This is a genomic window from Halogranum rubrum (assembly GCF_900114455.1).
Classification (GTDB): Archaea; Halobacteriota; Halobacteria; order Halobacteriales; family Haloferacaceae; genus Halogranum; species Halogranum rubrum.
In genome coordinates, this window is sequence record NZ_FOTC01000002.1 from 296,622 (window position 1) to 321,270 (window position 24,649).

The 24,649-nt window shown below is 66.0% G+C and carries 25 protein-coding genes; 12 read left to right on the plus strand and 13 right to left on the minus strand.

What is annotated here, in order from left to right; translation table 11 throughout:
- Positions 1-53: 53 nt before the first annotated feature.
- The 8 genes from BM083_RS09770 to BM083_RS09805 form a co-directional block, all read right to left on the minus strand.
- Positions 54-3,164 carry a DUF7286 family protein gene (locus BM083_RS09770; RefSeq protein ID WP_143085709.1) on the minus strand — a complete coding sequence of 1,037 codons (3,111 nt, stop codon included), beginning with the start codon at positions 3,162-3,164 and terminating at the stop codon, positions 54-56.
- Positions 3,161-4,051 (minus strand): DUF7284 family protein, encoded by an 891-nt coding sequence (locus BM083_RS09775; protein ID WP_089868969.1) that lies wholly within the window; start codon positions 4,049-4,051, stop codon positions 3,161-3,163. Before BM083_RS09775 ends, BM083_RS09770 begins: the two co-directional genes overlap by 4 nt.
- Entirely contained in the window at positions 4,048-4,500 is a 453-nt protein-coding gene (locus BM083_RS09780; protein WP_089868971.1) for a DUF7285 family protein, read from the minus strand. Before BM083_RS09780 ends, BM083_RS09775 begins: the two co-directional genes overlap by 4 nt.
- Entirely contained in the window at positions 4,478-4,948 is a 471-nt protein-coding gene (locus tag BM083_RS09785; protein ID WP_089868973.1) for a DUF7283 family protein, read from the minus strand. The genes BM083_RS09780 and BM083_RS09785 overlap by 23 nt, the downstream gene beginning before the upstream one ends.
- A gap of 65 nt (positions 4,949-5,013) precedes the next feature.
- The gene (locus tag BM083_RS09790; protein WP_089868976.1) at positions 5,014-6,795 is read right to left on the minus strand and encodes a type II secretion system protein; all 1,782 of its coding nucleotides are present in this window, start codon (positions 6,793-6,795) and stop codon (positions 5,014-5,016) included.
- The gene (locus BM083_RS09795) at positions 6,792-8,792 is read right to left on the minus strand and encodes an ATPase, T2SS/T4P/T4SS family (protein WP_089868978.1); all 2,001 of its coding nucleotides are present in this window, start codon (positions 8,790-8,792) and stop codon (positions 6,792-6,794) included. Before BM083_RS09795 ends, BM083_RS09790 begins: the two co-directional genes overlap by 4 nt.
- A 114-nt stretch (positions 8,793-8,906) precedes the next feature.
- A complete protein-coding gene (locus BM083_RS09800; protein WP_143085710.1) occupies positions 8,907-9,377 on the minus strand; it encodes a DUF7311 family protein in 471 nt (156 codons plus the stop codon).
- A gap of 6 nt (positions 9,378-9,383) precedes the next feature.
- Positions 9,384-9,866 carry a DUF7310 family coiled-coil domain-containing protein gene (locus BM083_RS09805; RefSeq protein ID WP_089868982.1) on the minus strand — a complete coding sequence of 161 codons (483 nt, stop codon included), beginning with the start codon at positions 9,864-9,866 and terminating at the stop codon, positions 9,384-9,386.
- Between the two features lie 76 nt (positions 9,867-9,942).
- Between BM083_RS09805 and BM083_RS09810 the strand changes: the two genes are divergently transcribed.
- Together BM083_RS09810 and BM083_RS09815 are read left to right on the plus strand one after the other, a co-directional pair.
- Positions 9,943-11,028, plus strand: a complete 1,086-nt coding sequence (locus BM083_RS09810) for a tubulin/FtsZ family protein (RefSeq protein ID WP_089868984.1) — start codon at positions 9,943-9,945, stop codon at positions 11,026-11,028.
- A gap of 18 nt (positions 11,029-11,046) precedes the next feature.
- A complete protein-coding gene (locus BM083_RS09815; RefSeq protein WP_089868986.1) occupies positions 11,047-11,685 on the plus strand; it encodes a class I SAM-dependent methyltransferase in 639 nt (212 codons plus the stop codon).
- A 116-nt stretch (positions 11,686-11,801) separates the two neighbouring features.
- Here BM083_RS09815 and BM083_RS09820 read toward each other — a convergent pair whose 3' ends face one another.
- Positions 11,802-13,151 (minus strand): alkaline phosphatase family protein, encoded by a 1,350-nt coding sequence (locus BM083_RS09820; protein WP_009366348.1) that lies wholly within the window; start codon positions 13,149-13,151, stop codon positions 11,802-11,804.
- Between the two features lie 673 nt (positions 13,152-13,824).
- Between BM083_RS09820 and BM083_RS09825 the strand changes: the two genes are divergently transcribed.
- The 3 genes from BM083_RS09825 to BM083_RS09835 are packed head-to-tail and all read left to right on the plus strand — an operon-like array spanning position 13,825 to position 16,507.
- Positions 13,825-14,262 carry a DUF5788 family protein gene (locus BM083_RS09825; RefSeq protein WP_089870056.1) on the plus strand — a complete coding sequence of 146 codons (438 nt, stop codon included), beginning with the start codon at positions 13,825-13,827 and terminating at the stop codon, positions 14,260-14,262.
- On the plus strand, positions 14,259-16,016 hold the full coding sequence (gene polX / locus BM083_RS09830) for a DNA polymerase/3'-5' exonuclease PolX (protein WP_089868988.1): 1,758 nt from the start codon (positions 14,259-14,261) through the stop codon (positions 16,014-16,016). Before BM083_RS09825 ends, polX begins: the two co-directional genes overlap by 4 nt.
- On the plus strand, positions 16,016-16,507 hold the full coding sequence (locus BM083_RS09835; RefSeq protein ID WP_089868990.1) for a Mut7-C RNAse domain-containing protein: 492 nt from the start codon (positions 16,016-16,018) through the stop codon (positions 16,505-16,507). The genes polX and BM083_RS09835 overlap by 1 nt, the downstream gene beginning before the upstream one ends.
- Positions 16,508-16,523: 16 nt before the next feature.
- Here the strand turns inward: BM083_RS09835 and BM083_RS09840 are convergent, their stop codons facing one another.
- Entirely contained in the window at positions 16,524-17,447 is a 924-nt protein-coding gene (locus BM083_RS09840; RefSeq protein WP_089868992.1) for a cell division protein CdpA domain-containing protein, read from the minus strand.
- 121 nt (positions 17,448-17,568) lie between these two features.
- Between BM083_RS09840 and BM083_RS09845 the strand changes: the two genes are divergently transcribed.
- Entirely contained in the window at positions 17,569-17,910 is a 342-nt protein-coding gene (locus BM083_RS09845; protein ID WP_089868995.1) for a DUF5789 family protein, read from the plus strand.
- Between the two features lie 99 nt (positions 17,911-18,009).
- Positions 18,010-18,462 carry a DUF302 domain-containing protein gene (locus BM083_RS09850; protein WP_089868997.1) on the plus strand — a complete coding sequence of 151 codons (453 nt, stop codon included), beginning with the start codon at positions 18,010-18,012 and terminating at the stop codon, positions 18,460-18,462.
- A gap of 3 nt (positions 18,463-18,465) precedes the next feature.
- Here BM083_RS09850 and BM083_RS09855 read toward each other — a convergent pair whose 3' ends face one another.
- Together BM083_RS09855 and nreA are read right to left on the minus strand one after the other, a co-directional pair.
- A complete protein-coding gene (locus BM083_RS09855) occupies positions 18,466-18,654 on the minus strand; it encodes a hypothetical protein (RefSeq protein WP_089868999.1) in 189 nt (62 codons plus the stop codon).
- Between the two features lie 36 nt (positions 18,655-18,690).
- Positions 18,691-19,965 (minus strand): DNA repair protein NreA, encoded by a 1,275-nt coding sequence (gene nreA / locus BM083_RS09860; RefSeq protein WP_089869001.1) that lies wholly within the window; start codon positions 19,963-19,965, stop codon positions 18,691-18,693.
- A gap of 142 nt (positions 19,966-20,107) precedes the next feature.
- Here nreA and rnhA point away from each other — a divergent pair, with 142 nt between their 5' ends.
- Positions 20,108-20,704, plus strand: a complete 597-nt coding sequence (rnhA, locus tag BM083_RS09865) for a ribonuclease HI (RefSeq protein ID WP_009366338.1) — start codon at positions 20,108-20,110, stop codon at positions 20,702-20,704.
- Positions 20,697-21,281, plus strand: coding sequence for a DUF7108 family protein (locus BM083_RS09870; RefSeq protein WP_089869003.1), 585 nt, complete (start codon positions 20,697-20,699; stop codon positions 21,279-21,281). The genes rnhA and BM083_RS09870 overlap by 8 nt, the downstream gene beginning before the upstream one ends.
- A 34-nt stretch (positions 21,282-21,315) precedes the next feature.
- Here BM083_RS09870 and BM083_RS09875 read toward each other — a convergent pair whose 3' ends face one another.
- Complete coding sequence (locus BM083_RS09875; protein WP_089869005.1) at positions 21,316-21,675, minus strand: PadR family transcriptional regulator; 360 nt, start codon at positions 21,673-21,675, stop codon at positions 21,316-21,318.
- A 329-nt stretch (positions 21,676-22,004) separates the two neighbouring features.
- Between BM083_RS09875 and BM083_RS09880 the strand changes: the two genes are divergently transcribed.
- The 3 genes from BM083_RS09880 (at position 22,005) to BM083_RS09890 (ending at position 24,633) form a co-directional block, all read left to right on the plus strand.
- Positions 22,005-22,538, plus strand: a complete 534-nt coding sequence (locus tag BM083_RS09880; protein WP_089869007.1) for an inorganic diphosphatase — start codon at positions 22,005-22,007, stop codon at positions 22,536-22,538.
- Positions 22,539-22,918: 380 nt separating this feature from the next.
- Positions 22,919-23,845, plus strand: a complete 927-nt coding sequence (locus BM083_RS09885) for a rhomboid family intramembrane serine protease (RefSeq protein WP_089869010.1) — start codon at positions 22,919-22,921, stop codon at positions 23,843-23,845.
- Positions 23,845-24,633 (plus strand): endonuclease V, encoded by a 789-nt coding sequence (locus tag BM083_RS09890; RefSeq protein ID WP_089869012.1) that lies wholly within the window; start codon positions 23,845-23,847, stop codon positions 24,631-24,633. The genes BM083_RS09885 and BM083_RS09890 overlap by 1 nt, the downstream gene beginning before the upstream one ends.
- Positions 24,634-24,649 lie beyond the last annotated feature (16 nt).

Consider the following 24,649-nt stretch of genomic DNA (forward strand, 5'->3'; position numbering starts at 1 on the left):
TCGAGGTGTTCTCTCCTCGCTCTTCTCGCCTCGTCTATCTCGTCTTTTAGCTTTCAGGCCGCACGACACTCTCTCTGGGCGTCCGGTGTGACCGATTTCCGAGCCACACAGCCGGGACCCGACTTCCACCCGGTCGACCGCTCGTCGGCGTCGCCGTCGACGTCACCGACCCACCGCCCACCAGGGACGGCGGTGACAGCTACGGCCTGCGTCTCGAACGAGATGCGTTCACTTCGACCCAACCGTTCTGCCTCGCCGTCGCCGTCCACGTCGAGCGTCACCGGCGACCCGTCGCGAACGTACTGGAGTGTCGTTCCGCTCCCGTCGGCGTGGTCGCTGTACGCTCGGACCGTGAACCGAAGATACTCGCCCCTGACACTCACCGACCAGACGTTCACCGTCGCGTACCAGTAGCCGGGAACCGGCGCAACGGGGAGTCCTGCAGGGACGCCGTCGACCGTCTCGTCGAGAACGCGCCGCGCGGCACGCTCGCCGCCGCGCTCGGCGACACCTTCTGCACCCGCAGAGACGTACGACTTCACCGTCGAGTGCGCGTACGCTCGGACGGCTTTCGACGTGCCGTTCACTTCTTCCCGAGGGACGCTCGCTGCCTCTCGCTGGGCCGCACGACCGACGGCGACGCGGAGTCTCGCCCCGAGTCGGTCGACGTCGCGCGCCGTCAGGTCGTCGCGGGCACGGACTTCGGCGGTCAACGCTCGGGCGAACGACCCGTTCGTCACCGCCAGCGCCCTGTGACCTGCGCCGTCCCACCGACTGAACGCCGCGTCGACGGCCGCACGGTACGCTCGTTTCGTGAGCGACGTCTCCTGTGTGACGGGTCGTCGCACCCGCTTTTCCACCACCGAGAGCGACCGACCGACCGAGCGTCGAAGCGTGTCGCGTCGTGCTCGGAGACTCTCGTTGCTGGCCTGTTCGAGCGTTCGGTTGGCGGCGACGAGCGTGCTTCCGGCCGTCCGAAGGTCGACCTGCGGATTCGACTGGAACAACGACAGAACGCCGTCGGTCGCATCGCCGTACGGGACGGCGAAGACGTTGACGTTGCGGGCGGTCAGCGGGCGGTAGCGCCTGCCGTCTGGCACGGCCTCGACGTGGTCGTTCGAGACGGCCGAGAGCGTCAGATAGCCCGGCGAACCGTCGGGAACCAGTGCGACGCCGTCGCTTCGGTCGCCGACACCGACGTCTCGGTACGCCGGGTCGGTCGAACGGTCGCTGGCCGACAGCGCCGCCGCGAGTCGGTCGCTCGACCCGACGTCGGCCTTCGAGAGCGCCTCGTCGAGAACGTCCGTCGACTCTCGCTGTGTGGCCGCTCGCTCCTCCAGTCGAGTGACGACGCGGTCGAGATACGCGGCCCGAGCGGCGACGCGTGCCCTGTCGGCGACGCCGTCGTATGTCGTTGGCGCGTCGATGAGCGCCGAGCGACGCTCGCGCAGTCGCTCTGCGAGGAGCGCTGGTGGGTTGACCTGCCCCGTCGCGACGGCGCGTGCCTCGACGTCGACCGAGACGTTTCGCACGTGCGACCGGAGACCGGCCACGTCACGAGCGACCCACGTCGACAACGGGTCCGGTCGCGCACCGTAGACGACGGTCGATGCGTCGCCAGTGTCGCCGTCGACAGCGCGGACGGCGACCGTGTCGCGGTTCGTCGTGAGCAGTCGGTCGGTCGCCGTCGACGGAACGTCGCGGAGGTTCGGCCCGTCGAGTGCCCCGCCTCGCTCGAACCGGGGACGGACGGGGCGGGTGGGTGCCGACGCCCGCGGGGCGTACTCGCCGACGACGGCGACACGGACGTGATACTGTTCCTCCCAGTGGTGGACTCGCCGCCGGGTTTCGTTTCCACGACGCCACACGCGGACGACGCGATTGTGTCGGATAACTCTCCGAGCGAAGGACGTGAACTGTTCGTCTCCGACGTCCCAGCGTTCACTGGTCCCCGCGTCGGCGACGTCGTTCCGCTCTCGTTCGCGCTCGTCGACCAGTGACCAGTTCTCGCCGGGCGGTCGGCGTCTCGGTTCGTCTTCGGCGAGCGTCCGTTCGACGTCGGTGACGAGTCGCGCTTCGGTCCGGTAGGACGCTCGAAGCACGCGGTCGAACTCGCTGGACTGCGGGCGCGGCCGACCACCGGCGACGAGACCGACGAAGGCGACGTCCGCCGTCCGATTGACGCCGACGGAGAGCGTGCGGTTTGGAGACGGACCTGCCTCGGCGAGCGCTGGCGGTGCGCCCGTCCCGGTGAGACTGACGGGCGTAGGTGGATACGTTCGCTCCAGACGACTGCGGAGCGTGCTCTCCGTCCCGGCGTGGAGGTCCTGTACCCCGACGGCGACGGTGGCCTGTTGTAGACCGCGTCTGGCGCGCGGGTCGTCGTGACCGAAGACGGCGCGTTGGGTGGCGAGCGTCCCGCCGTTCGCGGCGAGTTCGACGTGGCGGTTGCCGAGGACGTTCGCGATGGGCATTCCGGCGTACTGTCCGGCGCTCCGCGCCCACACGATGGGCGCGAGACCAGCGGTGAGCCGTCGACCGAGTCCCGGCCCGTCGAGCGGACCCCGATTCAACCGCCGTTCGTACTGCTTCGTTCGCTCGTGGACGAGTAAGACCGGCGTCGAGACGGTCAGCGTCACCGTCTCGGTGTCGTGGGCGACGACGGACCCATCGCGACGGGCCGTCGTCGTCACGTTTCGCACTGTCACGGTCAGCGCCGTTCCGTTCGTCGCTCTCTCGACGATGACCCGACGCTTCGCCGCCGAGAGGTCTCTGAGCTCCGAGACCGCAGGTAGTGATGCGCTGGCGACGACGTCGGCGTTGCGGTAGTGCGTCGCTTCGAGTCGCTCTCGTGCGGCGAGGTAGATGCGGAGTCGGAGCGCGTCACGAAACGGCGTCGACGCGTTGAGTACCTGTCCCGCGGGCGTGTCGGCGGCGACGGTCACCGGGTCACGAGCAGCGTCGCGGGCGGCCGTCTTCACGGCCGAGCGGAGAGCAGGGCTGATACTCGCTTCGGTGCGGCCCATCGCGGTATCGATGGCGTCGTCGTAGCGGTGCGGGCCGTCAGCCGTGAGCGTCGTCGCGTACGTCGCGCTCCCGACGAGGAGGAGCACGCCGATGAGGGCGAAGGGGACGCGCGCCCGTCTGTCGTCTGCGAGTCTCACACGGACCACGTCCTGACGACGACCTGCACCTCTGCGACACGGACGGACGCTGCGGCCTCGCTCGGCGTCTCGAACGACCGTTCGAGGTCCCGCTCGACGGCGTCGGCGACGGCAGCCGTCAGTCGCTCGTTCGCTTCCGCCGGAACGACCGTCCCGTCGTCGTCGACGACGGCGACGCCGTATCGCTCTCCTGCGCGCAGATAGCGGTACCGAGCGAGATGTGAGACCGGGTAGTCACCGCGGAGCGCGAACCGGAGGTCGTCCGCCGGAAACAGCCCCTCGACCACGTTCGCGGCGACGACGCTCGCGACACCGGCAAATCCGGACTCCGTGGCGGCGACACGAGCGTCGTCCCGCGTCGCAGCGAGTCCGCTCGGAACCGTGACGGTCGCTGCGTGGACCGTCGCGTCCGATGGCGGTGACGGACCAGCCGTCACACAGCCTCGCAGATGTGCGCCACGGTACGGTTCCCACCGAACCAGTAGCTGTACGCCGTCGTGCGCCACGTCACTCTCGGTTCGGGTTCGTATCGCGTCTCGAAACCCGTCGTCGGCGTGCGTGAGTGGTTCGCCGTCGACGCTTAGACCGCCGACTGCGGCGTCCGCGAGTAACCCGGCGTACGTCCCGTGCGACGACCGCTCGAACTCGGGACCGCTGGTCGTCGGGAAGGAGACGAGACGGTCGTCGGCGCGTGCCGCTCCGGGTTCGAGGCTGTAGTTCACCGTCGTCGTACTCGTCGTGAGCGTCGTCGCCACGGCGTTAGCACGGCCCCCAGTGCGGGCGTCGGCAGTTCGTTCGCTCTCTCCGTCGGGTACTGTCACGAGCGTCGCCGCTGCCGCGCTCACGAGGAGGAGACAGAGTGCGACGTCGAGGACGGTGCTCGTCACGACCAGACCACCACCCGGAGCTGTCCGGGGACGATTTCGCCGGGCGCGACCCGGACGCTCACCACTCGCTCGGCACTGTCGATAGTCGCTCTCGGCGGTGCGTCGGGAACACTCGGCCCGGCGTGCCACGTCCTGCTGGGTCGTCGGTCGCTTCCGTCGGTACGAACGGTGAGGTTGAGGTCGTAACCGTCGGGACCGGCGGCGAGCGCCGCGTGTCGCTCGCTCGGGTCGAAGACGCCTGCTGACGTCGCCACGTCGTGGACGCGTTCGAGTGTCGGCGTCGCGACGTCGCGGTCGACGCCGACGGCACGCGAGACGTCGTCGAGGACGCCCGCGTAGAGGCTCACGCCGACCGAGACGGCGAACAGGGCGACGAGTGCGACGAGTGGGTCGGTCTGTGCCCGCGATTTTCCGTCTCGAATCTGGTCACGCGTCGACGAGGACGACATCCAACCCCTCCCACGAGACACGCCGCACGACGAGCGTTCGGTCGACCGACTGCCACGCCGGTTCTGCCGTTCTGTCGGCGACGACTGCCTGCTGGAACGACCGGCGTGATTCGAACAGGTCCGACGGTGGACGGCCGTAGAGAACCTGTTGGAGTGCCGAGTCGTCCGAGACGGGAGTCACTGGTCCGAACGCGTAGGATGCGTGGGCCGTCCCGGCGTCGTTGCGGAGGCCGACGCGGTGCGGGCCGAGTCGAATCGCCGTCGCGCCGAGTGGGTGTTCGGCAGTCGTCGCGTGGTCGTTCGCGGCGACACGGTCGACGGTGTTCGCGACGGCCGTCGCGTCCGGCGGTGCCGTCGTCGGCACCGACGCCACGACGCCGAAGAGTGCGAGACTCGCGAGCGAGAGACCGACCCAACTGTACCACGCGTCCAGCGGAACGTCGAACATGGGGCGAGGTGGTCCCGTGCTCGTATGTAAAGGCTCACACGGGCCAGGTAACTGGATGAAGAGTCTCACACCAGCAAGCCCGCCGCGACGACGGCGGTGAGATACGTCGTCGTCGCCGTCAGAAGCGCGAGACCGACGCGGTAGCCGACCAGCGGACGGTCTGCCCCGTGTTCGAGACCGACTGCGAGCGCCGTCAGGAGTGCCGCGAGAAGGAGGACGTAGACGCCGACTGCCGTGCCGAGTGCAGAGGATGAGAGCGCACCACCGCCGCTCGCGGCGAATGTGGTAGCGCTGGCGCTGGCGCCAGTACTGGCAGTCTGCTGTGCCACACTCTCCGCTCCGGGTCCGGCGTGCGCCATCCGGTCGGCCAGCGTCACCGTCGCGCCGCCGACGAGCGGTGCGAACACCGCAGCGGTGTTGGTGAGCGTCCCTGTAATCGTGGCGAGTTCGCGACGGGCCTCCTCTTCGACGTCGCGCAACGAGTCGAGTTGGTCGGCCATCGCGACGATGGCGCTCCCGGCGGGCGTCCCCTGCGTCGCCGCGAGTGCGAGGAGTCCTGCCGTCCCGTGGAGGCGGTCACTCGGCAGGTCAGTGAGAACGCCGTACCTGCCGAAGAACGCCGCGTGGACGTCGACGCGGAGCGTTCGTTGGATTCGGACGACGTCGGCCAACAACTCGCCGGTCGCACCGGTCGTCTCGTCGCTCGCCCGAACGAGTGCAGTTTCGACGGCGACGCCCCCGGAGACGCGCCGGCCGACGAGATAGAGCGCATCTGGAAGTCCCGACTCGACTTCGCGCACCCGGTCGCGGACGGCCTTTACCGGACGATAGCGAACGGCCAGCGTCGCTCCCGAACCGAATCCGACGACGGCAATCGGACCTGCCCACGGGACGAGTGCCGACCCGACGACCCACCCGACACCTGACGCAAACACGCCGGCTGCGAGTTCTCGCCACGGCGTCGAAGGAACGTCGGGGTGGTCGCGACCGACGCGCGGCGGCGGGAAGGCGACCGGTCGACGCGCGAGGAGCCACCCGCAGGCGACGAGGACAGAGAGTGGGAGCAACACGTCGTAGAGCGCGACGAAGACCGGTAACGAGACGGGGACACCCGCGACGCGCGCCGCCGGGAGGACGCCGACGAGCGCCAGCGGGAGCAACACCCCGAACGCGTAGAGCGCCGTCGCCGGTCCACGCATCTCCGCCGTGAACGTCGACAGTTGCGAGCGAGTGCCGTCGAGGACGGCCGAGAGCGCGCGGTCCAGTGACCGTCCGCGCTCGTCGCCGGACGCCGTCGCACTCGCGACGAGGAGCGCGACGGCCCGGTCGAGTGCGGGAAACCAGGCGTTCCACTCTCTCACGAATCCGTCGAAGCCGCTCGCTGGCGTTCCCGTCGCCCGTCGGACGTGCTCACCCAGACTCTCGGCCAACGGTCCGTCGCCAGTCCGTGCCGCGAACCGCGCCGCTCGCTCCGTCGTCGGGTCGAGACGCATCCGCAACACGGCCCGTCCGACGAGTCCGGTCGTCGCGCCGAGTGCGCGCGTCCGTCTGGCGTTCGCGACGACGACCGGCAGGCGATGCGCGGCGTGAGCGGTAGCGAGAGCGACGGCGAGCGCGACACAGAGGGCGACTCCAACCGACCCAGAGAGCGCGGCGACGAGCACGAACCCACCGACAGCGCCGACGAGCGCCGCGCCGTAGCCCGCCCGAACGATGGTGTCGGCGGTGGCGTCGCTCCTGCAGTAGCCGAGCGCTCGGCCGAGTTCTACACTCGGGTCGACCGTCCACGGATAGAGTCGGGCGAGCGACGCGAGAGCGACGTGGAGTGCCGGATGAACGAGCGTCATCGGTCGGAGTGGTGTGGCTGCTCTCGCTGCGCCTGTCGATTCGTGCGCGCTCTCCGTTCTCGATACGCCGAAACGACGTCGACCGGCCGCGTCCGGTCGGTCGTCGCCAGCGCGGTCATCTCGTCTTCGCGCTCGTCGAGGAGACTCAGCAGGTCGGCGTAGCTCTCGCCCGGCCGAGTGAGGTCGGCCACGAGCGTGCTGTTACCGCGGTCGGCCGTTCCCGTCGCCTTCAGTCCCTCTCCGGTTCGCTCGAACAGCGACTCGAATCGGACGCCACGCTCGGTCGACCGGACCTCCTCGATGCGGGAGACGTGTCTGGACTCCCCCGCGGTGAGCGTGACGACGAGGTCCGTCGCGGCGAAGGATGATTCGGGGACGCCGAGGTCGGAGACGACGCGTTCGCGGACCGCCGCGCCGCCGTCGCCGTGGATGGTGCCGAGAACCGTACTGCCGCTGGCTCCGACGCGCATCGCTTCGTACAGTGTCGCGGCCTCTTCGCCCCGAACCTCACCGACGACGAGCGCCCCTTCGCCGAGTCGGAGCGCCGTCCGGAGCGCCTCGGTCGGCGTGAGTGCGGCACCTTCGTCGGTGCCGGCGTAGAGCGCCTGCACGTCGCGACCGTGTGTCTGGAGTGCGTCGACCGGCAGTTCCGGCGTGTCCTCGATGGTGACCGTGCGCGTCGTCGCAGGCAACTCCCAGAGCAACGAACCGAGGAGCGTCGTCTTTCCGGCCCCTCTCGTCCCCGCGATTAGCCCCGCCGTCGCACGTTCGACGGCGACCGAGAGTAGCGCGGCGGCGTCGGCCGGAAGCGTGCCGTTCGCGACCAGACCGGGAAGCGTCCACGCCTCGTCGTCGTGGCGGCGGAACGCGAACCCGAGGCCGTCGCTGGCGGGTGCACTCACGCCTGCGACGCGGACGCTGCCGTCGTCACCGGTCTCGACGACGGCGTCGATAGTCGGATTCGCACGCGAGAACGGCCGCCCACTCGTTCGACGGAAACGCGAGGCGAGTGCGGCCGCGCCGCCCGGTGTGAGTCGAACGTTCGTCCGCATGCGCTCGCCGTCGACGCTCAGACGGACAGGGTTGCTCGTCACGGGTGCAGAGACGAAGGCGTCGGAGACACGTGGGTCGGCGAAGCAGTCGTCGAGGACGCCGTGACCGCGAGTGTACTTCGTCAGTTCGTGCGCGAGTCGTTCGACCGACGCATCGGGGTTCTCGGCGTCTACGACCCGCCGGACTGCGCGGCCCGGCGCGCGTGTGCCACCGTCGACACCGCCGCGGGCAAGATGCTCCGCCGCAGTTGCGAGGGTGGCCGTCGCCTCGTCGTCGAGTGTGTGCGCCACCGGTTCGAGATGATACCACGGCAGGTCGCCGCCGTCGTCGTAGATGCGGACCGTCGCCCCCGTATCGAGCGACCAGCGGTCGACGAGTCGGGCACCGGGTGGCGGCGAGCGCCGGACTCGCGAGCGTGCGACGGTCGGTCCGACGAACGGGTCGAGCGCGTGGTCGTACACGTCTTCCGTCTTCCTCTCGGACGCACTCTCTCGAACACGGTCGGCGACCGCCGCCAACCCGGTCTCGGCGACAATCCTCGCCGTCGCGTCGGCCCGCCCCGTCGCTTCGTGTGCGGCACCGAGCGGGTCGCGGCGGGCACGGTTCGCCAGTCGCTCGTCGTGAAACGCGGCACGCTCGACGAATCGCCCGGCGGCGAGCAGCAGTGCGACTGCCTCGTCGGCGTAGATACGTTCGCGGCCGTCTGCACTCGTTCGAACGACGTCGGCGTCGCGGCTGGCGAGTGCGTCGACCACCGTCGCCCGGCAGGTCGGTTCCGTCGCGAGGTCACCACCGCCGGGACAGTCGTCGCTGTCGACGACGCACTCGACGCGGTCGGTCAGACCCGTCCCGGTCGGTTCGTCGAAGGAGACGGTGCACCGACAGCCAGTGGTAGGTTCGTCACCGCGAGTGCCGACGTCGGTCAGTCGGTCTACGAGGCTCATGGACCGCGGTGGTCCGTTTCCCCTATTTGAACTCTCACACGGCTTCGCTTCGTCGACCCCGTCCTACTGATTCGTCTCGCTTCGTTTTGCTGCATCTTACTTCGTCCCGCTTCCTCAGTTCTCACGCCGCACGACGACGGTCGGCCCGGCCCCACCGCTACCGTCGCCGTCTCCCCACGCGAGCGACAAGGCGAGTCGATGCGCTCCGGGTGTAGTGAAGACGAGCGGCCCGTTCGGTGTCCGAAGCGGTACGTCGAGTCGGAGTCGACCGCGACGGCCGGAGTCGAGCCGATAGCCGAGCGTCGATACCGAGGAGTCGGTCTGTCCCCTGACTGTGACCCTCTCGACGGTGGCTGCCGTCCACGAAGGGTGTGGAACGTCGACCGTAACGAGACGGCGAGCACCGGCCACGTCGTCACGCGTCGGGTCGTCCTCGTCGACGAGTCCGACCGCGGCGTCGCGGACGGTTGCGAGGTCAGCGTCGAGACTGGCTGCCGTCCGGTCGCCACGGGCGCTGTCGACGGCCGGGAGCGACACGGCGAGAAGTGCCGTCGCGAGCGCGACGGTCAGTACGATGCGAATCACGAGCACTCACACGACGTCGCGCAGTCGTTCGAGCAAGTCGGTGGTGCCGTCGTTCGCGCTGTTCGCGTTGTTCGCGTTGTTCGCGCCGTTCTCGTCAGCCTTCTCGTTCTCCTTGTCGTCGCCGCTCTCGTCGTCGACACCGACGACGTTCCGTTCTCTCACGTCGGCGCACACTACCTCGAACGTCTCGTCGTCTGGTGTCTCACCCACCTGCTCCGCGAGTGCTTCGACGCCAGCGAGTGCCGCGTCCGCGCGGCGTTCGACGTCGCGATTGATGGCACGGACGCCGCCGACGTAGCCCCGGACGGCCTGTGTCGCCGCTTCGAGTTCGGTGACACGCTCGTCGATGGCCGACGCCTGCGCTTCGAGAGCAGAGAGTCGTTCGTCGACGTCGGCCGCATCGGTTGCGTCGGCGCACTCGGCGAGCGTCGCACCGTCGGTCAGTCTCCGTTCGACGGCGTCGAGTCGCTCCGAGAGGGTATCGGTCATAGCGACATTCGTTCTGTTTTCACAGAAAAACCTTCTCGGGAGAACGTTCAAGAGGGGCCGATTCATGGTGTCAATCATGAAGACAGTCCTGATTGGTCTCGGACAGGCTGGCGGGAAGGTGACGACAGAACTCGTCCAGTTCGACGCTCGGATGGGGTTCGACGCCGTCACCGGCGCGCTAGCCATCAACAGTGCGAAGGCAGACCTCCAACCGCTCCCGCTCGACACCGTCCTCGTCGGTCAAGACCGAGTCAACGGCCACGGCGTCGGCGGCGACAACGAACTCGGCGCGGAAGTGATGCAAGCGGACGCCCGCGAGGTGATGAGCGCACTCGACGGCAGCATCACCGCCGAAGCCGAGGCTATCGTGCTCGTCGCAGGACTCGGTGGCGGCACCGGTTCCGGCGGTACGCCCGTCCTCGCGAAAGAGCTCAAACGAATCTACGACGTCCCCGTCTACGTTCTCGGCGTGCTTCCCGCCGAAGGCGAAGGGGCGATGTACCAGGTCAACGCGGGTCGCTCGCTGAAGACGGCGGCGCGCGAAGCCGACTCGGTGCTTCTCGTCGACAACGACGCGTGGCGCGCCTCCGGCGAGAGCATGGAGGAGGGCTACGACGCCATCAACAAGGCCATCGCGAAGCGCGTCGGCCTCCTGCTCGCGTCGGGTGAAGCAGTCGAAGGCGTCGGCGAAAGCGTCGTCGACTCCAGTGAGATAATCAACACGCTTCGCTCGGGCGGTATCTCCGCGCTCGGGTACGCCAGCGCCGAGGCCGCACCCGACGCCGAAGACAACATCAACACCGTGATGAGCACGGCCCGGCGCGCGCTCCTGACCGGGACGAGTCTCCCCGACGCGACGACGGCCGACTCGGCACTCGTCGTCGTCGCCGCCGACGGAGAGCGCATCCCACGGAAGGGAGTCGAACGGACGCGGCGTTGGGTCGAAGAAGAGACCGGCAGTCTCCAAGTTCGTGGCGGCGACTTCCCGCTCGGAAGCGAGCGAATCGCGACACTCGTCCTCCTCGGCGGCGTCGAACGGTCGGACCGCGTCCAGCGGTTCATGCAGCGGGCGAAGGAGGCCCAAGAAGCTGAAGAGACGAAAGACGAACGTCCTGACCCGGTGAGTGCGTTCGACAACGACGAGATAGACTCGTTGCTCTGACTCGTACTGTCTCCTTCGATGACGGACACCGACAACTGTGATAGACAGGTCGTTCGCGACGGCTACGAGCGACACGCAGCGACCTACGCGTCGATGCGGTCGGCGAGCACCCGCGAACTCGGCATTCTCGACGAGTTCCTCCGCTCGTGTGAGGTGCCCGCTCGGGTGTTGGACGCTGGCTGTGGACAGGGTCGACCTGTTCTCGGTCGTCTGAGTGACAGATTCACCGCCGTCGGTCTCGACTTCTCTCGCGAACAACTCCGACTCGCCGCGGACGCCGCCCCCTCCGCAGCACTCGTCGAGGGTGACCTCGTCGCACTGCCGTTTCGAGATGACGTGTTCGACGTCGTGGTGGCTGCTCACTCGATTATTCACGTCCCGCTCGACGACCACCAGACGGTGCTCGACGAGTTCGCACGAGTGCTTCGTCCCGAAGGTCGACTCCTGTTGTCCGAAGCACCGGAGGAACGTCGACGGACGAGCACCGACTGGCTCGACAGCGACGACGAGATGACCTGGGAGATAGCTGGCATGGAGACGACGCGTCGACAACTTCGGCACGCTGGATTCGACGTCTTCTCCGAGTGGGAGGTTCCCGACCAGTCCGGGAGGGAGAAACCCGAAGCGCCGTTCGTGGCGGCTCAGCTCACCGACTGAACGACGGCGCTACCGGTGAACGAAAGCCAGTGGCTCACGAGTCGGGTTCTTCGAAGTCGAGTTTCGAGAGAGTAGGGCGAACGAAATCGAGAACGCTTCGTCGCTGACTCAATCGCTTACCGCGACAGCAGGCAACCGCCGTCGAACTCCGAGCGCTGGTACTCGACTTCCATCAGGTCGAGGATGGTCGGTGCGATGTCGAACAGGTCGGCGTCCTCGATGCTCGCTCCGGGGTCGTCGATGTAGAGCGAGGCGTTGTCGAAGCTGTGCATTCCGTTGCGTGGGCCGGTACCGAATACCTCTTCGTGGCCCTTGAAGCCGGCTTTGAGGTCGAAGCCGTGGTTCGGGATAACGACGAGGTCCGGGGCGATGTCGTCGTGTTCGCCGCGGAACGCTTCCTCCTTCTCGACGACGCGGGCGGCGACCTTGTTGCCGTCCGGGCCTTCGAGGTTCTCGAGGGCCTCCTTCAACTCGGCGCGCTTCGACTCGTACTCGTCTTGCGGGACGGTACCGCGCGGTTCGCGGCCTTCGAGGTTGATGTAGAAGCGACCGGGGATGAGCGAGTAGGCGTCCGCCTCGTCGGCGATGTCGCCGAGTTCGCTGTGGTCGTCGCTCTGGTAGGAGAGCCACCCTTCCTGTTCGAGCCAGGTGTTGAAGTGGACCTCGTAGTCCAGCGAGGTGAAGCCGTGGTCGGAGGCGACCATCAGGGTCACGTCTTCGGGGAGCATGTCGCGAATCTTCCCGATGTACTCGTCGACCTTCCGGTAGAACTCCATGAACGCCTCTTTGTTCTCGCCGTCGCGCTCGTAGTCTTTGAAGAGGAAGTGGTTGACGCGGTCGGTCGTCATGAAGACGCCGAAGAAGAGGTCCCAGTCGTCCTCCTGGATGTAGTGTTCGAACGCTTCGAAGCGCTTGTCGAGCGTCTTGTGGGCGTCGTCGACGAACTCCGATTTGTCGTCTTTGTGGCCGAGTTTGGCGTTGACGTCGATTTTGTAGCCCATGTCCTGGAGGTAGTCACGGAACTCGTCGGGGTAGGCAGCCTTGTCGACGCCGGGCGAGAGGAAGCCCGAGACCATCCGCTGGACGTTGCGCTGCGGCGGGAACGTGACGGGGACGTTCATCACCGTCGCGTTCATCCCGGCCTCGCTGACGCGGTCCCAGAGACGCTTGGCCTGCACGTCGCGACCCATCGGGACGTAGGTGTCGTAGCTGCCGACCTCGCGGTCTTGGAAGCCGAAGACGCCGGTCTCGCCGGGGTTGACGCCGGTGGTGAGTGCGGGCCAGCAGGCGCTGGACTCCGGAGGAACGATACTGTCGATGTCGCCGGCGCTGCCCTCGTCGGCGATGGCGGCGAAGTTGGGGAACTCGTCGCGGTGCTCGTCGAGGAGGCTGAACGGCACCCCGTCGATGCCGATGAAAGCGACGCGCGGGTTGTCGTTGCCGCGCAGTCGGTCGAACAATCCCATAGGACCGCTTACCCCCGAAGGCCATAAAGAACCTTCCATAGATGCCGCTTCTGTCGGTGTCTGTGACGTAGGTGGCTTCTGGAGGGAGTTTTGACTTCGATGGTCGTCGGTCAGTTGGGTCGAATGTACAAGTAGGGGGTCGCTTCAATCGAGTAGTTCGAACGTTCTCGGCTCTTGTTCTCTCAGGTGGGTACTCTGTCGGCGTTCACAGCGGGGCCGGGAGACCAACAGACACGTGACCGTCGACTGCTTGCGCGACGAGACGCCACACCCTCCCCAACCGATTCGCTCACTCACTTCGCTCGTTCGCGCCATCCCTCGCGTGCGTGTCTCGCGCCGACAAGCGGCGCGAAGCCACGCGCCACGATGATTGGTCAATCCACGGGCGCTGAGCGCGCGTCGGCGCGCTCCAAATGGGGAAGGGTAGGCGTGGTGCTGTGCAGTGCGGTGTCGTCCTCGGCGGAATTGCAAAGGGCGAACGGTCTCGGCGGTCCCCCGGCGACGTAAGCACCGCAGGGAGCGAAGTGACCGAGGAGCGCAGCGAGCCGCGGGAACCCCGAGAGCGTGAGGGCTTTGCGGGCCAACAGTCTGTACGACGAATATGATCTCTCCTCTCAGTACACCTCTGAATAGCGGCGAAGGAGCAAAGTGCGAACCACCCGAACCCAGCCCCGTGAAAGAGTTCCAGCGGAAGCAACTCTTGGAACGCGTCAACCGGGAGGGGGCGACCATCGGGTCGACCATCCCCGACGAGATAGCGGTCCAAGGGGAGACCCTCGACCTCCAAGAGTTCGTCTTCGAGATCAAACGCCGTGACACCGTTCCCGCTGGCGAACGCGAACGCGTCGACCAAGCGAAGCGCAACCTTCGGCGGGAACGTATCGAACGCCTCGAACTGATCGAGGAGAACGAGGTCAGCTACGAGGAGGGCGAGGAGCTAGTCGAGAGTATCATCGGAATCGACCGGGCGCTGAACGCGCTCGAACAACTCCAACCCGTCGACCTCGAACAGGAGTCGAAGGTGCAGGAGGCCGCCGACAAGAAGCGCTGGATGACCTTCTTGAACAAGGCGCTCGGCCGCGACAGTGACCGGAAAGGGATTCGTCGATGAGTCAAGGTCGGCGTCGAAACGACGAGATAGCGACGTTGCTCGAAGAGTTCGCGGACCTCCTTGACGCGAAGCGCGTGGAGTACAAACCGCGCTCGTACCGCCGCGCCGCCGAGAACATCCGCGAGTACACCAAACCTATCGAGGACCTCGCCGCCGAGGGCCAAGACGCCGTCGAGGAGATTCAGGGCGTCGGCGACGCCATCTCCGGGAAGGTCGTCGAATACTTCGAGACGGGCGAAATCGAGGAGTTGGAAGAACTCCGCGAGGAACTCCCCGTCGACATGCGGGAGTTGACGAGCGTCGAGGGCGTCGGCCCGAAGACGGTCGGCGACCTGTACGAGGCACTCGGCATCACGACGCTCGACGAGTTGGAAGAGGCCGCCGAGGCTGGCGAGATTCAGGAGGTGAAAGGGTACGGCGCGAAGACCGAAGAGAACATCTTGGAGAACATCCCCTTCGCGCGACAGTCCCAAGAGCGCGAACTGCTCGGTGACGCCCGACCGCTCGCCGACTCGGTGCTCGACTACCTCCGGAGCGTCGACAGCGTCGAGCGTGCCGACGTCGCGGGGTCGATTCGACGGTGGAAGGAGACCATCGGCGACGTGGACGTGCTCGTCGCCAGCGAGGCCGGCGAGTCCGTCGTCGACGCCTTCACCGAGTGGCCCGACGCCGACTCGACTATCGAGGCAGGGACGAGCAAAGCGAGCGTCCGCGCCGCAGGAATTAGAATCGACCTCCGTGTCGTCGTCCCCGAGGAGTTCGGGGCCGCTCTCCAGTATTTCACGGGGAGCAAGGAACACAACGTCCACCTGCGGAACGTCGCCATCGCGCGCGACCTGAAGATGAACGAGTACGGCATCTTCGACGTCTCGGACGTCGAGGACACGAGCGACCAGCGTGCCGGGACTCGCGTCGGCGGCCAGACGGAAGAAGAGATGTACGCCGCACTCGACCTGCCGTCGATTCCACCCGAACTCCGCGAGGACACGGGCGAAATCGAGGCCGCCGAAGCGGGCGAGTTGCCCGACCTCCTCATCGTCGACGACATCCGCGGTGACCTCCACACGCACACCGACTGGTCCGACGGCGACAACACCATCGCGGAGATGGTCGCCGGGGCCGCAGAGCGCGGCTACGACTACCACGTCGTCTCCGACCACGCGACGGGTCCCGGGATGGTCGGCGGCGTCGGCCTCGACGACGACGAGTTACGCGAGCAGATGGACGCCGTCGCCGCCGTCGCTGAAGACGCATCTATCGAAGTACTCCACGGCGTCGAAGCCAACATCGACGCCGAAGGGGACATCTCCGTCGACGACGACCTCTTGGCCGAACTGGACGTCGTCGTCGCCTCGCCACACAGCGCGCTCGGACAAGACCGTGCGGAGGCGACGGAACGCATCGTCCGCGCCATCGAGCACCCATCGGTGGACATCCTCGGCCACCCTACCGGACGGCTCATCCACACGCGCCCCGGTCTCGAACTCGATTACGAACGTATCGCCGAGGCCGCAGTCGAACACGAGACGGCACTGGAGGTCAACGCCAACCCCCACCGCCTCGACCTGAACGACGCTGGCGTCCGCGCCGCCGTCGAAGCGGGCGCGACCATCGCCGTCGACACCGACGCACACACGCCGGAGACGCTCGACTTCGTGCGCTACGGCGTCCACACGGCCCGGCGCGGGTGGGCCGAGACGTCGGACGTCCTGAACGCTCGCGACGTCGACGGCCTGCGCGAGTTCCTCCACTGATGGGAACGGTCGAGACGGCCGACGACCGACCGCGACTCCTCCTCGACGTGATGCTCGGGAAACTCGCCACGTACCTCCGGATGTGTGGCTACGACACGATGTACGCACTCGACGAGAGGGTAGAGGGAGACGACCGACTGCTCGAACTCGCCGAAGCCGGCGGGCGGGTGCTCCTCACCCGCGACCGGCAGTTGGCGGGACGGGCAGACGACGCCGTCCTGCTGACCGAGCGCGATGTCGAAGACCAACTCTGTGAACTCCGTGATGCGGGGTTCTCGCTCACGCTGGACGACACGCCGACGTTCTGTGGTCGGTGTAACGGCCCGCTCGACTCGGTCGGTGGTGAGGAAAGCGAGACGACCGAGTCGACGACGCCGCGACCCGACTACGTCCCCGACGATAGGCCGCTCTGGCGGTGTCGAGAGTGCGGGCAGTACTTCTGGAAGGGAAGTCACTGGACGGACGTCGAAGCGCGGTTGAAAGAACTGTAGAGCGGAGTTCTGCGGACTACTGCTGGTTCTGCGGCGTCCACTCCTGACAGGCGGTCATGTCGTCCATGAGTTCGCCGTGGTAGCCGCAGTAGGGGGCCATCCCCTCGTCGGTGCGGACGTACTGGAAGTGTGCACAACTGCCGCAGTAGGCGTCACCACGACTCGGTGCGCTCCGTGGAGAGGCTGGTTCGTCGGTCCACACCTCGGCACCCGACCCGGTCGGTCCGTTCGTCTTGTTTGTCTCGTTCGACTTGCTCGACTTCGTCGGCGCGTCGTCCAGCGGCGAGCGGATGTCAGTGCCCTCTGCACCGCCGTCGCTGACGGTCGCTCCACCGTTCGTCTGCGTCTCGACGTTGCCGTCCGGCGTGTCGCCGAAGAAGCCGACGCCGCTGAACGAGCGGGCTTGTTCGGCCGGCACTTCGATGACACGTGTCTCACCCTGTCGGGTGACCTCCATCTTCACCGTGCCGCCGGGGCTGTTCCGCGTCTTGAAGTTGGCGACGCCGGCGAACAGACACCAGAACGCCGTAATCGTACCGAGGAAGTAGACACCGACCGTGGGGAGCGTGAGGTCCATCTGCGACGTCCCCGGACAGACGGCACCGATCCACCCACAGGGGTAGGCGTGCCAGAAGAGAGCGACACCGAGAAGGGAGATACTCGCACCGACGATAGCCGCAGCACGTGTCTGTCGTGCGGCGGGTAAGACGGTGAAGACGCCGAGAAGCACTGCCGGAACGCCGATACCGGCGAGCGTGCCGCCGTACAGACGAGCAGTGACGTACCCGCCGTTCTCGGGACGAAGGACGTTCGTCGTCGTGACGACGATACCCGTGATGACGAGGAGCGCACCGACGAGAAAGAGCGCCACGCCGAGGTAGAGCCGTCGGGGCGTGCTCTGCCCCGCCGCGCTAGTGTAAGCCTCGGAGAGACTAGTCATGGCCGCGAGTATGTAACCACACCACAAAACAGTGCGTCAGACGCGCGCAAGACACCCCGATCAACCGCGTCAGCGACGGCGGTCCGAAGGGATTAATGTCGGCGCTCGCAAATCGGCGGGCATGGCTGACGAGGAAGCGGAAGACGAGGCTCCTGTCGTCGAACTCGGTGAGGGCGAGGCTGTCGAGGGCGCACCCCTCGCACAGGTCGCCTCGCGTCTCACGTGGCCGCAGGAGAAGAGCTTGATCGAACGGAAAGAGGGCGACGCCGTCGTCCGAACCCCCAGCGGTCCGCAGACCCTCTCGGACGTGCTGACGAAGGTCGATACGACCTACTTCGACACGCGTCAGACGTTCGTGACTGCGATAGAGGACGTCGTCGGGTCCGGCCCGGTCGAGACGACAGAGTCGACATCGTCGTCGTCCACTTCGACGTCGTCCACGTCGACGAACTCCACGAAGTAACACCCTACTCGTCCGACGCGGCGACCGATTTCGACTACAGTTGTTCGCGAGTCGCGCACTCCCGGTAGCTTTTCTGCCCCGGCCGACCAACGGTTACCTATGGCCCTGCCTATCGACCCGGCGGCACTCGAAAGTGGAGACATCGGTGAAGAGCGTGCAACACTGCACATGAACCACGAGGAGGCTATCGAACACGTTCGAGAGGCGTTCACCGACGCTGGATTCGGCGTCGCCACCGAGTTCTCTCCCTCGGAGATGCTCAACGAGAAGGTAGACGCGGGACGCGACCCGTACTACGTCCTCGGTGCGTGCAACCCGAACATGGCCGACCAGGTGCTCTCCGCCTCGGACAACAAGATGGGCGCGCTGTTCCCGTGCAACGTCGTCGTCTGGGAGGAAGAGCCGGGCGTTCAGACGGTGTACCACGTGAGTATCATGCGTATCGGGCGACTCGTCGGACTCGCCCCCGACGACGACGCGATGGCCGACATCATCGCGCAGACGGGCGAACTCGTCGACGAGGCGTTCGCGAACCTCGACACCGCCGAGTAGCGCTCAGTCGACGCGGCGACGGAGTTCCTCGACTTCGGCTTCGAGGGCGTTAATTCGCTCGTCGTAGCTGTTCTTGCCGTCCATGTAACTGTAGACGACGCGAGCGACGAGTACGGGAATCGCGAGATACAACGCGAACGTGAGCGCGATGATGAGCAGTTCCGGACCGCCGGGTATCTGGAGGGGGACCATACTTGCACCACTCAGACCTGTAACAAAAGTGTACTGTCAGATGAAGTCGGTCAGGTTCGCCTGCAGACCCGACACCATCGTCGACTTCCGCCGGAGGTCCGAGAGCGAGACGGGCAGTTGCGTCGTCACCTCGCGGACGGCGTCGCCGAACGTCTCGGCTTCGCCGTGGGCATCGTCGAAGGCGTGACGAATCGCTTCGCGAATCTGCCAGACGCCGACCGGCCCCCAGTAGTCGTCCGAGACGTGCCGGAGCACGAGCGCCTTCGCCTGCCGACCGATGTCAGAGAGATGTTCGAGCACCGCGAGTCGGGAGGCGTAGTACGCGCCCGCCGTCTCGTCGACGTAGCTCGTTCGGCCCTCGAACCCCTCGCAGTCGCTGGAGAGCCACAACTTCTCGCCGTCCGGGTTCCAGATACTTCCCGGCGCTTTCATCTCGACGAGTTCGAACTCCCAGCGGCCGGGCGCGAGAACCACCCAGAAGGCGTTGCCGAGGTATTCGTTTCGCCAGACTTGCACGGTGTCGACGCTCGGCGCGTCTCTAATCGTGCCTCGAAGATACTGCCCCACCGTGTCGTCGACGGCGGTGATGGACCACCGCGTCGGCACGAGTCGCCGGGTCTCTGCTTGACCGAGTGCGCCCGCCGAGAGGATGCTGTTGATGTCGTAGACGTCGAAACCGCGTCGATAGAGGTAGTTCATCGCCCCCTGCGCCTGCCAGTCGTCGTCTTCGAGCGTCTTCTTCACAGCCTTCGGGACGTGCGGATTCTCGCCGAGCGTCGCCGAGCGAGCGCGAGCGCGGGGACCGGTCGGCGTGGCGACGTCCGTCCGCGAGACGTCGAAGTCGAGTTCTGGCGCCCCGTCGAGACCGATTTCGACGCTCACCGGTCGGTCAGAGATGGCGACTTCTCGCTGGGTGCCGACGAAGCCGTTCCAGGCGTCGTGGACGTTGGTGTCTCGACCCAACTCGACGCTGGTGGGTTGATTCGAGTTGAGGAGACTCGTCCGTCGCTGGAACACGTCGTCGATGCTGACGCCCTCGTCGTACCACGCGGCGCTGGTCTCGAAGCGGGCGGCGTCGTCCTCGTGGCCGACGGGTGAGAGGATGCCCGTCGAGACGTTCGGGTAGTTCGACCGACCGACGAAGATGGAGGGCGAGACGCTGCCGACGATGGCGTCGTCCTGCACCACTTCGTCGAAGCGGTGTTGGAACTCCTCGAGTTCGTCGAGGATGGCGTAGGACTTCTCCTCGACGAGGCGTCGCCGGTCGGCCGCCTCGTCGGCTTCCATCTCGATGTAGTCGTCGAGCCGCATTCGACAGGACTAGCCGCTCTGGCGGTATGAAGCTTCGGAGCGAGGTCGAAAAACGCACGCCGAGACGCGTCCAAACGCGTCGGGACGCGTCGACACACGCCGGAACGAACCGGCTTTACGTCTCCCGTCGCTCGACTCGCACATGCCGACCATCGAGTGCGACACCGACGAGGCGCGGGAGACGCTTCGTGCCGCCGGGGTGGAGATTCACGCCGGCAACACCGACCACGAGGAGTGGCGCGCCGAACGCGGTGACGCCGTCGCCGTCGCCTACGACGGGAAAGTCGTAGTGCAAGGCGGGAGTCCGACCGACCTCACCCTCTTGCTCGACAGTGGGTCGAGCACTCGCGGTCACGTCTACTTCGACGGCGCGAGCAGAGGGAATCCCGGTCCCGCCGCTATCGGGTGGGCTATCGTCACCAGCGACGGTATCGTCGCCGAAGGCTCCGAGCGCATCGGGCAGACGACGAACAACCGCGCCGAGTACGCCGCGCTCCTCAAGGCACTGGAGGCGGCGAGCGAGTACGGCCTGAAGGAGATAGACCTCCGCGGCGACTCACAGTTGGTCGTGAAACAGGTCCGTGGCGAGTGGAACACGAACGACCCCGGCCTTCGCGAGAAACGTGTCGAAGCCCGTGAACTCCTCACTGGGTTCGACCGGTGGTCCATCGCACACGTTCCGCGAGAGATAAACGAACGCGCCGACACACTCGCAAACGAGGCACTCGACAATGAGTGAAGAGCGCGAACACAGCGAACAGGAACTGCCGGACGACGTGGTCGACGAGGCGGAGCGACTGACCCGACTGGCGCGCAACGCCGTCGACGACGACGAGGCGGCCGCTTACGACCGACACCGCGAGGAACTCCTCTCGGAGTACGGGTTCACCGCGCGGATTCGCGGCGAGGACGACGTGCTCGTCTTGCATCCCGCCGAGTGGGTCGAAGACGGGGCGATTCGCGTCGAACGTATCGACGACACGGGGCGAGCGGTCGAGGTTCCACTCTCGGCACCCGGCGACGAAGACGACTGGGAGGCGGTCGAGGCACACAACGCCACCCTCGTCGAACGCGTCGCCGACGAACACGGCGAGATTCACGCCGCGAACTGCCGCGCGTTCGCGGACTTCCTCGGGAACCACTACGTCCGTCGAGTCGAAGATACGACGGCCGCGGAGATAGACGTGTTTCTGTCAGAGTACTACCCGCGGAACGCGTGGCCGAGCGAGCGACAGCGCGACGTCGTAGAGCAGTCGCTCGAACTCCTGTTCGAAGTAGTTGACGTGAACGTGCCCGGTCGTTCACGCGTGCGGTAGTCAAAAATTCGACTGAGTCGACTGTGGTGCCCGTCTACAGTCGCGCGTCGATGAGGTCGCGGACTTCGTCGCCGCGCGTCTCGTCGGTCACGAACTTCGACAGCATCCAGTTGAGTCGGTCGAGAACGGCGTCGTGGCCCTTCTCGGTGAGTTCGTACTGGTTCGTCCGCTTGTCGAGTTCGCTCTTTTCGACGAGCTCCATGTCGACGAGGTCGTCGAGGTTCGGGTAGAGTCGACCGTGGTTGACTTCGGTCCCGTAGTAGCTCTCGAGGTTACGCTTGATTGCGAGCCCGTACATCGGCTCCTCGGCGAGAATGACGAGGATATTCTGTTGGAACGCGGTAAGGTCGCGTGCGATGCCAGCTTCGTCGTCTATTGTTTGTGCCTCTGACATAGTTATTGAAATGTCACCGTGCTATTTAACGCTTCTCAACTTTCTATTTGTTTCCGGCATATAGGGGTCGTGTGGCCGTATTTCGCCGGAAGGCGCTACGGCGAACCGACGCGAACAGCTCGAAACGGTCTACTTCTAGTCGGCCGATTACCCTCATTGTTCGCTGTTGGTGCAGTGACGTACCATAGCAGTATTATTCAGGTATTGTCCGTAGATGCCGTTGAGATTCGCACGCGAATAGTCTAACTCCCTACCAAAGAAGGTTTTGGATTGGACGATTCCGAGACATGCCGAAAACCCTTTGGCTCGTTTGGCAGAACTACGAACGCATGACGAACCTCTGGGAAGACCTGGAAACCGGCCCCAACGCGCCGGAGACCATCTACGCCGTCGTCGAGTGTCTCAAAGGCGAGCGGAACAAATACGAGTACGACAAGGATATTCCCGCCGTCGTCCTCGACCGCGTGCTCCACAGCAACGTCCACTACCCCTCCGACTACGGGTTCATCCCGCAGTCGTTCTACGACGACGAGGACCCCTTCGACGTGCTCGTCCTCGTCGAGGACCAGACCTTCCCCGGCTGTGTCATCGAAGCCCGCCCCGTCGCCCTCATGAAGATGGACGACGACGGCGAACAGGACGACAAGGTCATCGCCGTCCCGACCGAGGACCCCCGCTACGACCACATCGAGGACCTCGACGACATCCCGCAGCAGCAACTCGACGAGATCGACGAGTTCTTCAAGACGTACAAGAACCTCGAGAAGGGCAAGGAAGTCGAGACGCTCGGGTGGGAGGACAAACAGGCCGCGATGGACGCCATCGAACACGCCCAGGACCTCTACGCCGAACACTTCGGCTGAGAACCTGAAAACACTCGAACTCTCCTTACTATCGCCAATCGCCCGACAGCGACAGGACTGATACCTCTCACGTATCACCACGACGCTGTCCATGCATTATGAGCATGGGTAATTATTTGGGGCCGAAAACGTATTATACAGCTATGGCAGCGAAACGCCCCCGACTCGGTGTGAACCACGTAACGGTCGTCCCGTCGAACTTCGACTCGTCGCCGAACGTCGACGACGAAACCGACGCTGACGCCGACGAGTAACGGTCCAGCTACGTCCCCGCCGCCGCTGACTACCGACGAGAGACATCCACGAGAAGCCTGCCGTGTGCGTGTTCCCAGCATACGTGAGGCAAACCCCTTTTACCGAGTGGCCACTACCCTGCGGTAATGGCCGAATGCGACGAGTGCGGCAGGTACGAGAACCTACCGTACCAGTGTCGGCGTTGCGGGCAGACGTTCTGCTCGGAGCATCGACTGCCGGAGAATCACAGTTGTCCCGGCTTGTCGGAGTGGAACGACCCGAGCGGCGTCTTCGACAGCGGGTTCGACGACAGCGCGAACGAACGTGGCGGCCGGGCGAAGAGCGTCGTCAACAAAGCGACGAGTACGGGTGGGTTCTTCGGCTACTTCCGGGGGAACATGACCTACCTCTTCTTGGGGTTGATGTGGCTGACGTTCCTGTTTCAATTCCTCGTCTTCCCGCTCGTCGGCTTCGGTTCGCGGACGGAGCTCTGGAACGCCCTCTTCGTCCTCCGTTCGACGCACCCCGAGTACGTCTGGACGTGGGTCACGTCTATCTTCGCCCACGGCGGCTTCCAGCACATCGCGTTCAACTCCATCGCGCTGTACTTCTTCGGGCCGGTGGTCGAACAGCGACTCGGGGGGAAGAAGTACGCGGCGCTGTTCCTCGGTGCCGGTATCGTCGCCGGACTCGCCCAAATCGGGTCCAGTTTCGCCCTCGGAGACCCCGTCACAGGCGTCGTCGGGGCCAGCGGTGCCATCATGGCTATCATGGGCGTGCTGACCGTCCTGAACCCGGGGCTGAAGGTGTATCTGTACTTCGTCATCCCGATGCCGCTGTGGGTGCTCACGTTCGGGTTCGCCATCCTGAGCGTCGTCGCCGGGTTCGGTAGCTTCGGCGGTGGCGTCCTCGGCGGCAACGTCGCCCACATCGCCCATCTCGCTGGCCTCGTCGTCGGCCTCGTCTACGGGTCGCAGATAAAGGGAAGCCAGCGCGCGCCCCAGTCGCTCCGCTTCGGCGGCGGTGGTGGCGGTCCCGGCGGTCCTGGCGGACCGGGACGCGGCCGCTTCTGATGAACCCGGCCCGGCCGGAGTTCGTTCCCGACGCCTCGCTCTCCCGCGCGGAGATGGAGGAACTCCAGTGGGACGTCGCGTCGGCGGCGGCGTTCACCGACGACCTGTCGTTCGACCCCGCGAACGTCTCGACGGCGCAGTCGTCGCTCGTCCCCGACGAGGAACGCCCGCTGGTGGCCGGCGTCGACCAAGCCTTTCTCGACGACTACGCGGTGAGTGCCATCGTCGTCCTCCGCGGCGGCGAGGTGGTCGAACGCGTCCACGCGGTCACCGAACTCTCGATTCCCTACATCCCCGGTCTGCTCTCGTTTCGCGAGGGTGGCCCCATCGTCGACGCGTTCGCCGAACTCGACTGTGAACCCGACCTCGTCCTCTTCGACGGGAGCGGGCGAATCCACTTCCGACAGGCCGGACTGGCGACGCACATGGGCGTCGTCCTCGACGTCCCCGCCATCGGCGTCGCCAAGAACCTCCTCTGTGGTCGCGCACGCGAGTCGGTCGGTCAGCGACCCGAAGGGTGGCGAACGCCCATCGAGGCGGCAGATGGGGTAAAGCCACGTCCGACCGACGACGCGTCGACGTTCTCGGACACCGTCGTCGGCTACGCCTACCAGTCACGGCAGTACCCGAACTCGAAGCAGATCAACCCACTCTACGTCAGCCCCGGCCACCGCGTCTCGGCGGAGACAACGGTCGAACTCGTGGAGCGACTCGGTGGCGACTACAAACTCCCCGAACCGACGCGACTCGCAGACGCCTACGCAGACGACTGCAAGAGGGAGTATTAACTGCCCGCCGTTCGTC

Excerpts from the sequence above, each read along its gene's own strand:
- BM083_RS09780 (WP_089868971.1), bottom strand. The coding sequence starts at position 4,500 with ATGTCGTCCTCGTCGACGCGTGACCAGATTCGAGACGGAAAATCGCGG.
- BM083_RS09785 (WP_089868973.1), bottom strand. The coding sequence starts at position 4,948 with ATGTTCGACGTTCCGCTGGACGCGTGGTACAGTTGGGTCGGTCTCTCG.
- BM083_RS09790 (WP_089868976.1), bottom strand. The coding sequence starts at position 6,795 with ATGACGCTCGTTCATCCGGCACTCCACGTCGCTCTCGCGTCGCTCGCC.
- BM083_RS09795 (WP_089868978.1), bottom strand. The coding sequence starts at position 8,792 with ATGAGCCTCGTAGACCGACTGACCGACGTCGGCACTCGCGGTGACGAA.
- BM083_RS09805 (WP_089868982.1), bottom strand. The coding sequence starts at position 9,866 with ATGACCGATACCCTCTCGGAGCGACTCGACGCCGTCGAACGGAGACTG.
- BM083_RS09810 (WP_089868984.1), top strand. The coding sequence starts at position 9,943 with ATGAAGACAGTCCTGATTGGTCTCGGACAGGCTGGCGGGAAGGTGACG.
- BM083_RS09815 (WP_089868986.1), top strand. The coding sequence starts at position 11,047 with ATGACGGACACCGACAACTGTGATAGACAGGTCGTTCGCGACGGCTAC.
- BM083_RS09820 (WP_009366348.1), bottom strand. The coding sequence starts at position 13,151 with ATGGGATTGTTCGACCGACTGCGCGGCAACGACAACCCGCGCGTCGCT.
- polX (WP_089868988.1), top strand. The coding sequence starts at position 14,259 with ATGAGTCAAGGTCGGCGTCGAAACGACGAGATAGCGACGTTGCTCGAA.
- BM083_RS09835 (WP_089868990.1), top strand. The coding sequence starts at position 16,016 with ATGGGAACGGTCGAGACGGCCGACGACCGACCGCGACTCCTCCTCGAC.
- BM083_RS09840 (WP_089868992.1), bottom strand. The coding sequence starts at position 17,447 with ATGACTAGTCTCTCCGAGGCTTACACTAGCGCGGCGGGGCAGAGCACG.
- BM083_RS09845 (WP_089868995.1), top strand. The coding sequence starts at position 17,569 with ATGGCTGACGAGGAAGCGGAAGACGAGGCTCCTGTCGTCGAACTCGGT.
- BM083_RS09850 (WP_089868997.1), top strand. The coding sequence starts at position 18,010 with ATGGCCCTGCCTATCGACCCGGCGGCACTCGAAAGTGGAGACATCGGT.
- BM083_RS09855 (WP_089868999.1), bottom strand. The coding sequence starts at position 18,654 with ATGGTCCCCCTCCAGATACCCGGCGGTCCGGAACTGCTCATCATCGCG.
- nreA (WP_089869001.1), bottom strand. The coding sequence starts at position 19,965 with ATGCGGCTCGACGACTACATCGAGATGGAAGCCGACGAGGCGGCCGAC.
- rnhA (WP_009366338.1), top strand. The coding sequence starts at position 20,108 with ATGCCGACCATCGAGTGCGACACCGACGAGGCGCGGGAGACGCTTCGT.
- BM083_RS09870 (WP_089869003.1), top strand. The coding sequence starts at position 20,697 with ATGAGTGAAGAGCGCGAACACAGCGAACAGGAACTGCCGGACGACGTG.
- BM083_RS09875 (WP_089869005.1), bottom strand. The coding sequence starts at position 21,675 with ATGTCAGAGGCACAAACAATAGACGACGAAGCTGGCATCGCACGCGAC.
- BM083_RS09880 (WP_089869007.1), top strand. The coding sequence starts at position 22,005 with ATGACGAACCTCTGGGAAGACCTGGAAACCGGCCCCAACGCGCCGGAG.
- BM083_RS09885 (WP_089869010.1), top strand. The coding sequence starts at position 22,919 with ATGGCCGAATGCGACGAGTGCGGCAGGTACGAGAACCTACCGTACCAG.
- BM083_RS09890 (WP_089869012.1), top strand. The coding sequence starts at position 23,845 with ATGAACCCGGCCCGGCCGGAGTTCGTTCCCGACGCCTCGCTCTCCCGC.